Origin of the sequence: Stutzerimonas sp. Brlt_14 (assembly GCF_051948915.1) — a bacterium.
In the GTDB taxonomy this organism is placed as follows: domain Bacteria; phylum Pseudomonadota; class Gammaproteobacteria; order Pseudomonadales; family Pseudomonadaceae; genus Stutzerimonas; species Stutzerimonas stutzeri.
The window spans coordinates 197,406-212,503 of the sequence record NZ_JAYJLM010000006.1; the positions used below are offsets into that span (position 1 = coordinate 197,406).

Annotated in this window: 14 protein-coding genes; 5 read left to right on the forward strand and 9 right to left on the reverse strand. The window is 66.2% G+C overall.

Features of this window, described 5'->3' with window-relative positions; genetic code table 11:
- Nucleotides 1–14: 14 nt before the first annotated feature.
- The 9 genes from VF716_RS16115 to glcD all read right to left on the reverse strand — a co-directional run bounded on the left by VF716_RS16115 (nucleotide 15) and on the right by glcD (nucleotide 10,322).
- Nucleotides 15–287: an HU family DNA-binding protein gene (locus VF716_RS16115; protein WP_003283322.1), complete on the reverse strand. Its 273-nt coding sequence runs from the start codon at nucleotides 285–287 to the stop codon at nucleotides 15–17.
- Nucleotides 288–436: 149 nt separating this feature from the next.
- The gene (locus VF716_RS16120; protein WP_019407572.1) at nucleotides 437–1,621 is read right to left on the reverse strand and encodes an NAD(P)/FAD-dependent oxidoreductase; all 1,185 of its coding nucleotides are present in this window, start codon (nucleotides 1,619–1,621) and stop codon (nucleotides 437–439) included.
- A 35-nt stretch (nucleotides 1,622–1,656) separates the two neighbouring features.
- Complete coding sequence (gene rd, locus VF716_RS16125) at nucleotides 1,657–1,824, reverse strand: rubredoxin (protein ID WP_011911673.1); 168 nt, start codon at nucleotides 1,822–1,824, stop codon at nucleotides 1,657–1,659.
- A gap of 114 nt (nucleotides 1,825–1,938) precedes the next feature.
- The gene (locus tag VF716_RS16130; RefSeq protein WP_014595644.1) at nucleotides 1,939–3,642 is read right to left on the reverse strand and encodes an L-lactate permease; all 1,704 of its coding nucleotides are present in this window, start codon (nucleotides 3,640–3,642) and stop codon (nucleotides 1,939–1,941) included.
- A gap of 216 nt (nucleotides 3,643–3,858) precedes the next feature.
- A complete protein-coding gene (locus tag VF716_RS16135) occupies nucleotides 3,859–6,039 on the reverse strand; it encodes a malate synthase G (protein ID WP_125865563.1) in 2,181 nt (726 codons plus the stop codon).
- A gap of 20 nt (nucleotides 6,040–6,059) precedes the next feature.
- The gene (locus VF716_RS16140) at nucleotides 6,060–6,464 is read right to left on the reverse strand and encodes a heme-binding protein (RefSeq protein WP_011911670.1); all 405 of its coding nucleotides are present in this window, start codon (nucleotides 6,462–6,464) and stop codon (nucleotides 6,060–6,062) included.
- A gap of 73 nt (nucleotides 6,465–6,537) precedes the next feature.
- Entirely contained in the window at nucleotides 6,538–7,755 is a 1,218-nt protein-coding gene (glcF, locus tag VF716_RS16145) for a glycolate oxidase subunit GlcF (protein ID WP_013981567.1), read from the reverse strand.
- 6 nt (nucleotides 7,756–7,761) lie between these two features.
- Nucleotides 7,762–8,823: a glycolate oxidase subunit GlcE gene (glcE, locus tag VF716_RS16150; RefSeq protein WP_125886313.1), complete on the reverse strand. Its 1,062-nt coding sequence runs from the start codon at nucleotides 8,821–8,823 to the stop codon at nucleotides 7,762–7,764.
- Complete coding sequence (gene glcD, locus VF716_RS16155) at nucleotides 8,823–10,322, reverse strand: glycolate oxidase subunit GlcD (protein WP_015278497.1); 1,500 nt, start codon at nucleotides 10,320–10,322, stop codon at nucleotides 8,823–8,825. The genes glcE and glcD overlap by 1 nt, the downstream gene beginning before the upstream one ends.
- Before the next feature lie 233 nt (nucleotides 10,323–10,555).
- Between glcD and glcC the strand changes: the two genes are divergently transcribed.
- The 5 genes from glcC to phoR all read left to right on the forward strand — a co-directional run bounded on the left by glcC (nucleotide 10,556) and on the right by phoR (nucleotide 15,096).
- Complete coding sequence (glcC, locus tag VF716_RS16160; protein WP_011911666.1) at nucleotides 10,556–11,329, forward strand: transcriptional regulator GlcC; 774 nt, start codon at nucleotides 10,556–10,558, stop codon at nucleotides 11,327–11,329.
- Between the two features lie 120 nt (nucleotides 11,330–11,449).
- Nucleotides 11,450–11,989, forward strand: a complete 540-nt coding sequence (locus tag VF716_RS16165; RefSeq protein WP_125856108.1) for a chorismate--pyruvate lyase family protein — start codon at nucleotides 11,450–11,452, stop codon at nucleotides 11,987–11,989.
- Nucleotides 11,990–12,030: 41 nt separating this feature from the next.
- Complete coding sequence (ubiA, locus tag VF716_RS16170) at nucleotides 12,031–12,924, forward strand: 4-hydroxybenzoate octaprenyltransferase (protein WP_125856109.1); 894 nt, start codon at nucleotides 12,031–12,033, stop codon at nucleotides 12,922–12,924.
- A 118-nt stretch (nucleotides 12,925–13,042) separates the two neighbouring features.
- The gene (gene phoB, locus VF716_RS16175) at nucleotides 13,043–13,732 is read left to right on the forward strand and encodes a phosphate regulon transcriptional regulator PhoB (protein ID WP_011911663.1); all 690 of its coding nucleotides are present in this window, start codon (nucleotides 13,043–13,045) and stop codon (nucleotides 13,730–13,732) included.
- A 62-nt stretch (nucleotides 13,733–13,794) separates the two neighbouring features.
- Nucleotides 13,795–15,096, forward strand: a complete 1,302-nt coding sequence (gene phoR, locus VF716_RS16180; protein WP_013981562.1) for a phosphate regulon sensor histidine kinase PhoR — start codon at nucleotides 13,795–13,797, stop codon at nucleotides 15,094–15,096.
- The last annotated feature ends 2 nt before the right edge of the window (nucleotides 15,097–15,098 follow it).

Below are 15,098 nucleotides of genomic sequence, written 5' to 3' on the forward strand. Positions count from 1 at the left end.
GGGTCGGCGCAGCGTCAGTTGACGGCGTCTTTGAGCATCTTGCCCGGTTTGAACGCGACGGTATTGCTGGCCTTGATGGTGACCGGTTGCCCGGTCTGCGGGTTTTTCCCGGTGCGGGCGCCACGGTGGCGCTGAACGAAGGTGCCGAAACCGACCAGGGTGACGCTGTCCTTGCGGTTCAGCGCATTGGTGATTTCATCCAGCACGGCGTTGAGTACGCGATTGGCCTGGTCCTTGGACAGATCAGCCTTCTCGGCAATGGCTGCGGCGAGTTCCGGTTTACGCATTGGGAGCCTCTGAGACGTTTTTGTTGTTGTGTCCGTACTGTTCACAAGAACAGCGCTAAAGGCGCTGCAACAGCTCTAGGCTGGGGCAGACCCATGGAGAATGGCACGGCGCTAGCACCTGCGCCAGTCCCCGCGGACGCCCTGCAAGCTCAGTTGGGGGACTTTAGCGACAGAATTTGCGGTAGTTCCGCCAATACCGGTGGCAACTGCTTGTTCAGCGCCAGTCGCTCCTGCACCGCCGCGCCGGTCAACGCGTAGCCGAGCAACTCCCCGCAAGCCCCGAGATAGAGCGCCTTGACGTCGTTGCCCCGGGCCTCGACGGACCAGCTGCCGGCACTGCCCACGGCGGGCATCGAGACCACTACCGGACAGGCCGGGGTCTTCACGGTTACCGGCATGGGGCCATAACTGACAAAGGTCGGATTGCCAAACAGCGTTTTAGCCAAGGCCCGTGCCCCAGCCATCAGCGGCATCACGTAGAGCAGGCTGAGCCCTTCGACTTCGGCGCAATCGCCCAGGGCATAGACGTGTTCCGCCGAGGTCTTGAGCAGGCGATCGACGACGATGCCACGCTTGACCTCGAGCCCCGCCTCGGCGGCCAGCTCGGTACGTGGGCGCAGGCCGACGGCACTGACCACCAGATCGCAGGCCCGCTGCGAGCCGTCGGACAGGGTCGCCTGCAAACCGTCGGTGCTGCGCTGCAGGCGCTCCAGCGTGGCCCCGAGATGAAAGCGCGCGCCGATGCCCTCCAGGCCGCGCTTCACCGCCTCGGCGGCCTGCAGCGGCAGCAGGCCAGGCATGACCTGCTCGCTGGGGGCGACCAGATCCACCTCGTGGCCGCCCTGCAGCAGGTCGTTGGCGAACTCGCAGCCGATCAACCCGGCGCCGAGGATCAGCACGCGGCGTTTGCCGGCGGCAGCGGCACGGAAGCGTCCATAGTCGTGCAGGTCGTTGATCGGATAGACCGCATCCGCCGCATCGCCCTCCACCGGCACACGGATCGTCTGCGCGCCCCAGGCCAGCACCAGATCCCGGTATGGCACCGGCTCGTTGCCGATCCAGACACGGCGGTGCGCCGGGTCCAGACGGGTGACGCGGGTGTGCGTGCGAATCTCCGCGTTCAGCTGCTCGGCCATGGCTCCGGCGGTGGCCATACCCAGGCTGTCGGCGTCCTTGTTGGCGGCAAAACCGGTGGACAGCAGTGGTTTGGAATAGGAACGACCGTCGTCGGCGGTGATCAGCAACAGCGGCGTCTGCGGGTCCAGCTTGCGGAACTCCCGCGCCAGGTTGTAACCGGCCAGGCCGGTGCCGATGATGACTACGGGTGCGCTCACGTCAGGTCCTCATGGGGTAGGTTGGCGAAACGGAATCAGCCGATGGCGATCATCTCGAAGTCCAGCTTGCCGACGCCGCAATCGGGGCAAACCCAGTCTTCCGGCACATCTTCCCAGGCCGTGCCGGGGGCGATGCCCTCTTCCGGCGCGCCCAGCGCTTCGTCATAGATATAGCCGCACACCACACATTGCCATTTCTTCATGGGTAACCTCGATGATCCGTCGACTGCGACGCACGCTATACCAGAACGGCGCGCCGCACCAACTGCGCAAATGAAAACGGGCGGCCTGGGCCGCCCGTCAAACTACCGCCTGGCTTAGCCTGCGGCACCCACCAGCGGATCGCTGATGCCCATCACGTAGAACCCGATCAGGCCGATGGTGCCGGCCAGGATGAGGTAGTACAGGGTTGGCAGCATGGTCTTGCGCAGGGTGATCCCTTCGCGACCGAGCAGGCCGACGGTGGCCGAGGCCGCCACCACGTTGTGGATGGCGATCATGTTGCCCGCCGCCGCACCGACCGACTGCAGCGCCACCATCAGCGCACCGGACAGCCCCAGCAGGCCCGCGGTGTTGAACTGGAACTGCGACAGCATCAGGTTGGACACGGTGTTGGAACCGGCGATGAAGGCGCCCAGCGCACCGACCGCCGGCGCGAAGAACGGATAGACATCACCCACGCTGTTGGCCACCAGCTGCGCCATGGCCACCGGCATGGACACCAGGTCGGAGCCGTTCACGCCCGAGTTGATCAGGATGCGCACCATCGGGATGGTGAAGATCAGCACGAAGCCCGCGCCGAGCAGGGTCTTGCTCGACTCGGAGATCGCCGCGCCCAGTTCCCGCGCGCTCATGCGATGCAGGAAGAAGGTGATCAGCACCACGATGCAGAGAATGCCACCGGGCAGGTACAGCGGCTCCAGCGTGCCGGAGACGCCGGTCTCACCGAGAATGTCCTTCCAGCCGAACGACAGCGACATCAGCAAGGCCTTGAAGTCCGGGAACACCCGCGAGGCCACCAGCAAGCCGGCCAGGATCAGGTACGGCGCCCAGGCCATCGGCACGGAAATCGGCGTCTTGCCGGCGACGTCCTCGATCTTCATCTCGATCTTGCCCATCCACTCGGATGGCCACTCGCTCGCTGGGGCAAAATCCCAGCTGTCCTTCGGCAGCAGGAAACCGGCCTTGGCCGCGGGCACGACGATGGCCAGACCGACCAGCGCACCGATCATCGACGGGAATTCCGGCCCGAGGAACACACCGGCAGCGGCATACGGAATGACGAAGGCCAGGCCGGTGAACACCGCGAACGGTGCGATTGCCAGACCTTCGGTCCAGGATTTGTTGCGGCCGAAGTAGCGGGTCATGATGCTGACCATGATCAGCGGCATGAGGATCCCGCACAGCGCATGAATGATCGCGACGCGCGAGAAGATCAGGTGGAAGAACACCTCCCAGTTACTGCCCACCGCCGCCAGCTGCTCGCTGATGCCGGTCTTGTCCAGACCGGCACCGACACCCACCAGAATCGGCGTGCCCACCGCACCGAAGGACACCGGCGTGGACTGCACCATCATCCCCATCACCACCGCCGCCAACGCCGGGAAGCCCAGCGCTACCATCAGCGGTGCCGCCACCGCCGCTGGCGTACCGAAGCCCGAGGCCCCCTCGATGAAGCAGCCGAACAGCCAGGCGACGATCAGCACCTGGACACGACGGTCAGGGCTGATGTTGGAGAAGCCACGCCGAATCGAACTGATCCCCCCGGAATGTTTCAGCGTGTTGAGCAGCAGGATCGCACCGAAGATGATCCAGAGGATCGCCGCGGTGAGGATCAGGCCCTGGAAGGTCGAGGCGATGACCCGGTTGAGGGTCATGTCCCAGGCCAGCAGGCCGATCAGCGCAGTGAGGACGAAAACCAGCGGCATGGCGTACTTGGCCGGCCAGCGAAAGCCGATCAGCAGCACACCCGCCAGCACCAGCGGCACGAAGGCCAGGATGGACAGTAGTGTTTGACTCATTTGTTGGGTCCCTGCGTTTTTTGTTGTGAACCACTTCTATTGTGTCCGGGCGTGCCCGGTGCTTCGCATGAAGCGCAGCCACGCGGTGCGCTTCCCGACGGCCCGGCCGAAGCCGTGCCGCTCATGCTCGAAAGCCCCGGGCGCCGTTGGACGCCTGGGGCTCCTGTCCTCACCGCGGGGGCCGAACCTCCGGCCGCACGCGGTTCCCCCTGTTCATCAGCCCTGGGCGGCCTTGAAGCGCTGGCGCCACTGGTGCAGCAGCGGCTCGGTATAACCGGACGGCTGCTCGCGGCCCTTGAACACCAGATCGGACGCCGCCTGGAAGGCGATCGACTGAGTGTAGTCGCTGGACATGGCGCGATAGAGCGGATCGCCGGCATTCTGCTGGTCGACCACCTTGGCCATGCGCTCCAGGGTTTCCTGCACCTGCTCGCGGCTGACCACGCCGTGGTGCAGCCAGTTGGCGATGTGCTGACTGGAGATGCGCAGGGTGGCGCGGTCCTCCATCAGGCCGACGTTGTGGATGTCCGGCACCTTGGAGCAACCGACGCCCTGCTCGACCCAGCGCACCACGTAGCCGAGGATGCCCTGGCAGTTGTTGTCCAGCTCCTGCTGCTTCTCCTCCGCGCTCCACTTGTCTTCGGCGACCACCGGGATGGTCAGCAGATCGTTGAGCAGCTGCTCGCGCTCGGCGGCCAGGTCGACCTTTTCCAGCTCGCTCTGCACGGCCTGCACGTTCACCTGGTGGTAATGCAGCGCATGCAGGGTGGCGCCGGTGGGCGACGGCACCCAGGCGGTGTTGGCGCCGGACTTCGGATGGCCGATCTTCTGCTCGAGCATGGCCGCCATCAGGTCCGGCATGGCCCACATGCCCTTGCCGATCTGCGCCTTGCCGCGCAGGCCGCAGGCCAGGCCGACCAGTACGTTGTTGCGCTCGTAGGACTGGATCCACGGGGTGGATTTCATGTCGCCCTTGCGCAGCACCGGTCCGGCTTCCATGCAGGTGTGCATCTCGTCGCCGGTACGGTCGAGGAAGCCCGTGTTGATGAACGCCACGCGGTGCTTGGCCGCGGCGATGCAGGCCTTGAGGTTGGCGCTGGTACGGCGTTCCTCGTCCATGATGCCCATCTTCAGGGTGTAGCGCGGCACACCGATGAGGTCCTCGACGCGACCGAACAATTCGTCGGCGAAGGCGACTTCCTTCGGCCCGTGCATCTTCGGCTTGACGATGTAGACGCTGCCGGTGCGCGAGTTGCCCTTGCGCTTGAGGTCATGCTTGGCGATCAGGCTGGTGAACACGCCGTCCATGATGCCTTCCGGGATCTCGCGGCCGTCTTCCAGCAGGATCGCCGGATTGGTCATCAGGTGACCGACGTTGCGGATGAACAGCAGCGAGCGGCCGTGCAGCTTCAGCTCGCCGCCGTTGGGCGCGCTGTATTCGCGGTCCGGATTCAGGCGGCGGACGAAGCTCGAGCTGCCCTTGGCCACTTCCTCGCTGAGGGTGCCCTGCACGATGCCCAGCCAGTTGCGGTAGGCCAGCACCTTGTCGTCGGCATCCACCGCGGCGACCGAATCTTCGCAGTCGAGAATGGTGGAAACCGCGGACTCGATCAGCAGGTCCTTCACGCCGGCGGCATCGGTCTGGCCGATCGGGCTGTTCGGGTCGATCTGGATCTCGATGTGCAGGCCGTTGTTCTTCAGCAGCACGGCCTTCGGCTCGACCGCTTCGCCCTGGAAGCCGACGAACTTCTCTGGCTGCTCGAGGCCGGTGACACTGCCGTTCTCCAGGGTGACCTTCAGCTGGCCGTCCTGCACGCGATAGGCGGTGGCGTCGGCGTGGCTGCCTTCGGACAGCGGCGCGGCCTGATCGAGGAAGGTGCGCGCATAGGCGATGACCTTGGCGCCACGGACTTCGTTGTAGCCCGGGCCCTTCTGCGCACCGCCCTCTTCGGAGATGGCGTCGGTGCCGTAAAGCGCATCGTACAGCGAGCCCCAGCGGGCATTGGCGGCGTTCAACGCATAGCGCGCATTCATGATCGGCACCACCAGCTGCGGCCCGGCCTGGGTGGCGATCTCGCTGTCGACGTTGGCCGTCTCGATCTTCACCTCACCCGGCACCGGCAGCAGGTAGCCGATGGACTCGAGGAAGGCGCGGTAGGCCGCCATGTCCTTGATCGGGCCCGGGTTGGCCTTGTGCCAGCCGTCCAGTTCGACCTGCATGCGGTCGCGCTCGGCGAGCAGCTCACGGTTCTTCGGCGCCAGGTCGTGGACCAGGGTGTCCAGCCCCTGCCAGAAGGCGGCGGCTTCGATACCGGTGCCCGGCAGGACTTCGTCTTCGATGAATCGCTGCAGATTGGCCGCGACCTGCAGGCGGCCCAGGGTTACACGCTCGGTCATCTGTCGTTCTCCTTGTCTGTTCAGTTGGCCAGGGCGGCGACGCCGGCCTTGGCGATCTGGGCGTCCTGCGCGGCGGTCACGCCGGATACGCCGACCGAACCGATGACGTGGCCGTCGACCACCACCGGCACGCCACCCTCCAGCGAGCAGACCACCGGCGCGGAGAGGAAGGCAGTGCGGCCGTTGTTGACCATGTCTTCATAGCCCTTGGTTTCGCGGCGGCCGAGGGCCGAGCTGCGGGCCTTCTCGGTGGCGATGTAGGAGGCGATCGGCGCGCAGCCGTCCAGACGCTCCAGCGCCAGCGGATGGCCGCCGTCGTCGGCGACGACGATGGTCACGGCCCAGCCGTTGGCCTGCGCTTCGGCACGGGCGGCGGCGAGGATGGTGGCGACTTCGGTCTGGCTCAGTACGGCTTTGCTTTTCATCTCGATTCTCCTGTCTTCGTATTTCGGTTGTTCGTTGGCCGCCCTGTCTGGGCGGCCGAACCATGAGGCATTGCTACTGCATCGATTCCTCGACCACTTCGATCCAGTGCTTGACCGGCGTGCGGCCGGCGCCATCGAGGTGGGTCTGGCAACCGATGTTGGCGGTGACGATCACTTCCGGCTTGCCGCTCTCCAGCGCGTTGAGCTTGTTGTCGCGCAGCTGGTGGGAAATCTCCGGCTGGGTGATCGAATAGCTGCCGGCCGAGCCGCAGCACAGGTGCGCATCGGGCACCGCAGTGAGCTGGTAGCCCAGACGGGTGAGCACGTCTTCGACCGCGCCGCCGAGCTTCTGTGCGTGCTGCAGGGTGCACGGGCAGTGAAAGGCCATGCGCTTGTCGGCACGCACGTCGAGCTTTTCCAGTTCGGCGCTGCGCAGCACTTCGACCAGGTCCTTGGCCAGCTCGCTGACACGGGCGGCCTTGGCCGCGTAGGCCGGGTCGTCCTTGAGCAGATGGCCGTATTCCTTGACGAAGGCGCCGCAGCCGCTGGCCGTCTGCACGATGGCTTCGGCACCGGCCTCGATGGCCGGCCACCAGGCGTCGATATTGCGCCGCGCGCGGTCCAGACCGGCCTCCTGGGCGTTGAGGTGGTAGTCCACCGCACCGCAACAGCCGGCCTCACGCGCCGGGCTGACGCTGATGCCCAGGCGGTCGAGCACCCGTGCAGCGGCGGCGTTGGTGTTCGGCGACAGGCTCGGCTGCACGCAGCCTTCGAGCATCAGCACGCGACGCTGGTGCATGACCTGCGGGCGCGGTTTGGCCGGGCGAATCTCGCGCGGCAGGTGATCCTTCAGCGAGGCCGGCATCAACGGCTTGAGCGCATTGCCGGCACCCAGCAGTGCCTTGAACAGGCCCGGTCGCGGAATCACCGTGCGCAGGCCGCCGCGCACGACGCGCTCGCCCAACGGGCGCTGCACCTGCTGCTCGATGAAGTCGCGGCCGATGTCCAGCAGGTTGTGGTACTTCACCCCGGACGGGCAGGTGGTCTCGCAGTTGCGGCAGGTCAGGCAGCGGTCCAGGTGCAGCTGGGTGCTCTCGGTCACCTCACCGCCCTCGAGCATCTGCTTCATCAGGTAGATCCGCCCGCGCGGGCCGTCCAACTCGTCGCCCAGCAGCTGGTAGGTCGGGCAGGTGGCGTTGCAGAAGCCACAGTGCACGCAGGAGCGCAGGATGCTTTCGGCTTCCTCGGCGCGCGGCAGTTTTTTCGCGGCTTCGCTCAGATTCGTTTGCATACGTCGTCAGACCTCGGAATACATGCGGCCGGGGTTGAAGATCCCCTGCGGATCCAGCGCGGCCTTGAGCTGGCGGTGATAGCGCAACAGCGGCGCCGACAGCGGCTGGAACGGATTGCTCGTGGCGCCTGCGGTAAAGCAGGTGGCGTGGCCGCCGACCTCGATGGCGATGCCGCGGATGGTCACCGCATCGGCGTCGGACTTCAGCCAGCGCTGGGCACCGGCCCAGTCCACCAGCTGGTCGCCCGGCAACGCCACGGCTGGCGTGTTGTTCGGCAGCGACAGGCGCCACAGCGGGCGCGGGTCGGCGAAGAACGCCAGGCGCTGCTCGCGCAGCTCGTTCCAGTAGCCAGGGTCGAGATCCTCGCCGCCGATGCGTTCGCGCGCGGCATTGACCGACCCTTCGCCACCTTCCAGGCGCAGGTAAAGGGCCTTGCCGTCATGGCTGGCGGCGCTGATCGGTACCGGCTGCTGGCCCCATTCGGCGAGCTTGAGCAGCGCACGTTCGAGATCGATTTCCAGACGCAGGCTGGTGCACAGGCGTGGCTTGGGCAGTACCTTGAGCGAGATTTCGGTGAGCACGCCGAGGCAGCCGAAGCTGCCGGCCATCAGGCGCGACAGGTCGTAACCGGCGACGTTCTTCATCACCTCGCCGCCGAAACGCAGGTGCTTGCCCTGGCCGGTGATGACCCGCGAGCCGAGCACGAAATCGCGCACCGAACCGCTCCACGGGCGACGCGGCCCGGACAGCCCGGCGGCGATCATGCCGCCGACGGTGGCGCCTTCGCCAAAGTGCGGCGGCTCGCAAGGCAACATTTGCCCGGCCTCGTCCAGCGTGGCCTCGAGTTCGGCGAGCGGCGTACCGGCACGCGCTGTCACTACCAGCTCGGTGGGATCGTAGCTGACGATGCCGCGGTGCTCGCGCACGTCGAGCAGCTGGCCCTCGGCCGCGCGGCCGAGGAAGGCCTTGCTGCCGCTGCCCTGGATGCGCAGCGGGGTCTTGGCGGCGAGCGCCTGGTTGACCTGGTCCAGCAACAGCGCGCTGGCGTCGTTGGCGATTACGGACATCAGAAACGCTCCAGTTCGGGGAAAGGCAGCTGGCCGTTGTGGATGTGCATGCGGCCGAATTCGGCGCAGCGATGCAGGGTCGGGATGTTCTTGCCGGGGTTGAGCAGGCCGCTCGGATCGAAGGCCGCCTTGACCGCATGGAACAGCGTCAGCTCGTCGGCGTTGAACTGCGAGCACATCTGATTGATTTTCTCGCGGCCGACGCCGTGTTCGCCGGTGATGCTGCCGCCCACCTTCACGCAGAGTTCGAGGATCTTGCCGCCCAGGTCTTCGGCGCGTTCCAGCTCACCGGGCTGGTTGGCATCGAATAGGATCAGCGGGTGCATGTTGCCGTCACCGGCGTGGAACACGTTGGCCACGCGCAGGCCGAACTGCTCGGACAGATCGGAAATGCCCTTGAGCACGCCCGGCAGCTCGCGGCGCGGGATGGTGCCGTCCATGCAGTAGTAATCCGGCGAGATACGTCCAACCGCCGGGAAGGCATTCTTGCGCCCGGCCCAGAAGCGAACGCGCTCGGCTTCGTCCTTGGCCAGGCGCACTTCGGTGGCGCCGGCCAGCTTGAGCACTTCGCTGACGCGCGCGCAGTCGTCGTGCACGTCGGCTTCCACGCCATCCAGCTCGCAGAGCAGGATCGCCTCGGCATCCACCGGGTAGCCGGCGTGGATGAAGTCCTCGGCGGCGCGGATCGACAGGTTGTCCATCATCTCCAGGCCGCCGGGGATGATGCCGGCGGCGATGATGTCGCCGACCGCACGACCGGCCTTCTCCACCGAGTCGAAGGCAGCGAGCAGCACCTTGGCCACCTGCGGCTTGGGCAGCAGCTTGACCGTCACCTCGGTGACGATACCGAGCATGCCCTCGGAGCCGGTGAACAGCGCCAGCAGGTCGAAGCCCGGCGAATCCAGTGCGTCGGAACCGAGCGTCATGCGCTCGCCCTCGACGGTGAGGATGTCCACCTTGAGCAGGTTGTGCACGGTCAGGCCGTACTTCAGACAGTGCACGCCGCCGGCGTTCTCGGCGACGTTGCCGCCAATCGAACAGGCGATCTGCGACGAGGGGTCCGGCGCGTAGTACAGCTCATAGGGGGCCGCGGCCTGGGAGATCGCCAGGTTGCGCACACCGGGCTGGACGCGGGCGAAGCGGCCGGCCGGGTCCACTTCGAGAATCTTGTTGAAGCGCGCCATCACCAGCAGGATGCCCTGCTCCAGCGGCAGCGCACCGCCGGACAACCCGGTACCGGCGCCGCGAGCGACTACCGGAACGCCGCGCTGGTGACACAGTTTGAGCAGCGTCTCGACCTGCTCGATGCGCTCGGGCAGCACCACCAGCAGCGGCGTGGTGCGGTAGGCGGAAAGCCCGTCGCACTCGTAGGGCTTGAGGTCCTCGCTGCGGTGGAGGATGTCCAGATCGGGCAACTGCGCCTGCAGCTCGGCCAGCAGGGCGGCCTTGTCGACCTTGGGCAACGCACCATCGACGCGTTCGTCGTAGAGAATGTTCATGGCAGGTTCCGCTTTCGTGAGTCACCGCCAGCGCGGGCAGCTGCGGTGGAATGACGCATCTTTAGCGCCGATGGCCGCGAGCCGTCCATGCCCGCACCAACTGGTCCTACCAGTTTTTTGTAGTCATCCCGTTCAAAGCACTACCTGAAGCCCCTCCAGACCGCGCCGTTAGGTGCTTTTCAGCATTCGAGGTAAACTGCCCGCCAACTGGTCCTACCAGCTGGAGAAGTGGCATGTCGAACGAACCCAACAATGACCGCCGTCAAGTCGCCGACGTGGTGGCCGAGCGCATCGAACGGCTGATCGTCGACGGCGTGCTCAAGGTCGGCCAGGCGCTGCCCTCCGAGCGCCGCCTGTGCGAGAAGCTCGGCATCTCCCGCTCGGCACTGCGCGAGGGCCTGCGCGTTTTGCGCGGGCGCGGCATCATCGAGACCTCCCAGGGCCGCGGCTCCTTCGTCGCCGAGCTGTCCGGCAACCACGACGCCAGCCCATTGATGCACCTGTTCAACTCGCAGCCGCGCACCCTCTACGACCTGCTGGAAGTGCGCGCGCTGCTGGAAAGCGAATCGGCACGGCTCGCCGCACTGCGCGGCACCGACGCGGATTTCGTCCTGCTGCGTCGGCGCTACGAGGAGATGCTCGCCGCCCACGCCAGCGAGCAGGGTGCCGACCCGCGTGAACACGCGCGCCTGGACCATGCCTTCCACCTGGCCATCTGCGAGGCCTCGCACAACCCGGTACTGGTGCATACGCTGCAGTCGCTGACCGACTTGATGCTCAGCACCGTGTTCGCCTCGGTGAACAACCTCTATCACCGGCCGGCGCAGAAACGACAGATCGACCGCCAGCACTCGCGGCTCTACCACGCGGTGATCGAACGCCTGCCCGAGCAGGCCCAGCGTGCCGCGCGCGACCATATCCACGGCATTCGCGACAATCTCAAGGAGATCGAGCAGGAAGAACAGCGCCTGGTGCGCGCCACCATGCGCCTGGAAGGCTGGACCTGAACCCCTGTAGCATCCCGCCCGCGCCGCTACAGGCCGCGCGCCGGTACAGGGACGCATGCAGCCGCCCGCCAGCCAGGCGCATGCTAGACTCGCCGCTCTTTCCGTCATGCCCGAATCGCCGTGTCCCCGAATCCAGACTGGCTGAGCCCCGACCGCCTGCCCTTCCCGCTCGACCCCGCCCTGCACGACTGGCTTTACGTCGACAAGGGCTCACTGACCCGCCGCCTGACCGAGGTGGCCGATGGCGCCTTCAGTGTGATTCCCCTGCACCAGGCCTGGCAGCCCCTGCGCGCCGACGAGTGCGCCGCGCTCGGCGTGGCCGAGGCGAGCGAGGGATGGGTGCGCGAGGTCTACCTGTGCGGGCATGAACAACCCTGGGTGTTCGCCCGCAGCGTCGCTGCGCGCGCCCAGCTGGACGCCGCCGGGCTGGACCTGCAAAGCCTCGGCAATCGCTCCCTGGGCGAACTGCTGTTCAGCGACCCGGCCTTCGCCCGCGGGCAGCTCGAAGCCTGTCACTACCCGGCGCAATGGCTGCCGCAAGCACAGCGTGTCGACGGCCTCTGGGCGCGGCGCTCGTGCTTCCGCCAGAATCGACTCGGCGTGCTGGTCGCCGAGGTGTTCCTGCCCGCGCTGTGGCAGGCCGCTGCCGTCACACCCTGAGCGAACCGCTGCATGTCCCCCTTCGCCAAGGAGAGCCGCTGATGTATTTGAAGTTGCTGCAATCGTGCAATCGCCTGCACCCGCGCGCCTGGGATTTCATCCAGCTGATGCGCCTGGACAAGCCCATCGGCACCTATCTGCTGCTGTGGCCGACGCTGTGGGCACTGTGGATCGCCGCCGAAGGCGTGCCCAGCGCGAAGAACCTGTTCATCTTCGTCACCGGGGTGATCCTGATGCGCGCCGCCGGCTGCGTGGTCAACGATTTCGCCGACCGCAACTTCGATGGCCACGTGCAGCGCACCCAGGCGCGCCCCATGGCCGCCGGGCGGGTCAGTTCGCGGGAGGCCTGGACGCTGTTCGCCATCCTGGTGGGACTGAGCTTCGTGCTGGTGCTGCTGACCAACGCAACCACTGTCTATCTGTCCTTCGGCGCGCTGGCGCTGGCCGCCTGCTACCCGTTCATGAAGCGCTACACCTTTTACCCTCAGGTGGTGCTCGGCGCGGCATTCTCGTGGGGCATGCCGATGGCCTTCACCGCCGAGACCGGCAGCCTGCCGCCGGAAGCCTGGCTGCTGTTCATCGCCAACCTGCTGTGGACCGTGGCCTACGACACCTACTACGCCATGGCCGATCGCGAAGACGACCTGAAGATCGGCATCAAGTCCACCGCCATCCTCTTCGGTGAAGCGGACCGCATCATCATCGTCACCCTGCAGGGGCTGGCGCTGTTCTGCCTGATCCTCGCCGGAGTGCGTTTCGAGCTGGGCCAGTGGTTCCACCTGGGGCTGGTGGTCGCAGCCGGCTGCTTCGCCTGGGAATACTGGAAGACCGCCTCGCGCAAGCCACAAGCCTGCTTCAAGGCGTTCCTGCACAATCACTGGGCGGGCCTGGCGATTCTCGCCGGCATCGTGCTGGATTACGCGACGAAGGCCTGAGCAAAACGCCACTATCGAAGGCAATCTTTCTTGCTCCGGCTTGCCGTCTGCCTGTCACATGGCTGCAATATTTCCGTTATCTAATGCCGAGCGACAAGAACGGACCCGAGGCGTGACCATGAATGGCAAGAGCATACTGATCGTCGATGACGAGGCGCCGATTCGGGAGATGATCGTCGTCGCCCTGGAAATGGCCGGCTATGACTGTCTCGAAGCGGAGAACACCCAACAGGCCCACGCGCTGATCATCGACCGCAAACCGGACCTGATCCTGCTCGACTGGATGCTGCCCGGCACATCGGGCATCGAACTGGCGCGACGGCTCAAGCGCGACGAGCTGACCGCCGACACGCCGATCATCATGCTCACCGCCAAAGGCGAAGAGGACAACAAGATCCAGGGCCTGGAGGTCGGCGCCGACGACTACATCACCAAGCCCTTTTCGCCACGCGAACTGGTGGCCCGGCTGAAGGCCGTGCTGCGCCGCGCGACGCCGGTGGACAGCGAGGCGCCCATCGAGATCGGCGGCCTGCTGCTCGACCCGGTCAGCCACCGCGTCACCATCGACGGCAAACCGGCCGAGATGGGCCCGACCGAATACCGCCTGCTGCAGTTCTTCATGACCCACCAGGAACGCGCCTACACCCGCAGCCAGCTGCTCGATCAGGTCTGGGGCGGCAATGTCTACGTCGAGGAGCGCACCGTGGATGTACACATCCGCCGGCTGCGCAAGGCCCTCGGCGAGGCCTACGAGAACCTGGTGCAGACCGTACGCGGCACCGGCTATCGTTTCTCCAGCAAGAGCTGAGCGCGCCGCTTTAGCATGCGTTCCCAACCGCGCACCGTCGCGTTCTCTTCGGAGTACATCGCTTGAATCAGGACTGGCAAGGAGCCCTCGTTCGCCGCCTGCTGCTGTTGCTGGGCGGCTGCCTGCTGCTCGGTCTGATCAGTGGCGAATACGCCTGGGCACTGGTGCTCGGCCTGAGCGGTTACCTCATCTGGACCCTGCGCCAGCTGCTGCGCCTGCAGCGCTGGCTGCACCGCAGCGATCCGGACGAACCACCGCCCGATTCGGCCGGCATCTGGGGCGACGTGTTCGACAACCTCTACCAGCTGCAGCGCCGCGACCTGCGCCTGCGAGGCGAGCTGCAGGGCATCATCGATCGCGCCCAGGGGTCCACCGCAGCGCTCAAGGATGCGGTGATCATGCTCGACAGCGATGGCAACCTGGAGTGGTGGAACCCAGCCGCCAACCGCCTGCTCGGGCTGAAGAAGCCCCAGGATGCCGGCCATCCGATCGGCAATCTGGTGCGTCACCCGGCGTTCAAGGAGTACTTCGACAGCGGCAACTACGACCAGCCGCTGGAGCTGGCCTCGCCGGTGGACGATCGCATCCGCCTGCAGTTCAACATCACCCGCTATGGCAATCGCGAGCACCTGCTGCTGGTCCGCGATGTCACCCGGCTGCATCAGCTGGAGCAGATGCGCAAGGATTTCGTTGCCAACGTCTCCCATGAACTGCGCACACCGCTCACCGTCATCGCGGGTTATCTGGAAACCCTGCTGGAGCATGCCGAGGGGGTGAACCCGCGCTGGCTCCGCGCGCTACAGCAGATGAACCAGCAGGCCGGGCGCATGCAGCACCTGCTCAACGACCTGCTGTTGCTGGCGCGACTGGAGACCAGCAGCCGCCCGACCGACAACCAGCCAGTGGCGGTCGGATTGCTGCTGCAGTCGATCATCAGCGATGCTCGCGCGCTCTCCGGAGCCCGCGCCCACCTGATCAGTCTGGATGCCGATCCGCAGCTGCAGCTCAAGGGCAGCGAGACGGAACTGCGCAGCGCTTTCTCCAACCTGGTCTTCAACGCGGTGAAATACACCCCCGACGGCGGCACCATCCATGTGCGCTGGTGGGGCGACGAGGCCGGTGCGCACCTGAGCGTCGAGGACAGCGGCATCGGCATCGAACAGAAGCACCTGCCGCGCCTGACCGAGCGCTTCTACCGCGTCGACTCGAGCCGTGCCAGCAGCACCGGCGGCACGGGCCTTGGCCTGGCCATCGTCAAGCACGTGCTGCTGCGCCATCAGGGCCGTCTGGACATCACCAGCGCGCCGGGCCGGGGCAGCTGCTTTTCCTGCCACTTCCCCACCGCCCAGGTGCCCGGACGCTGACC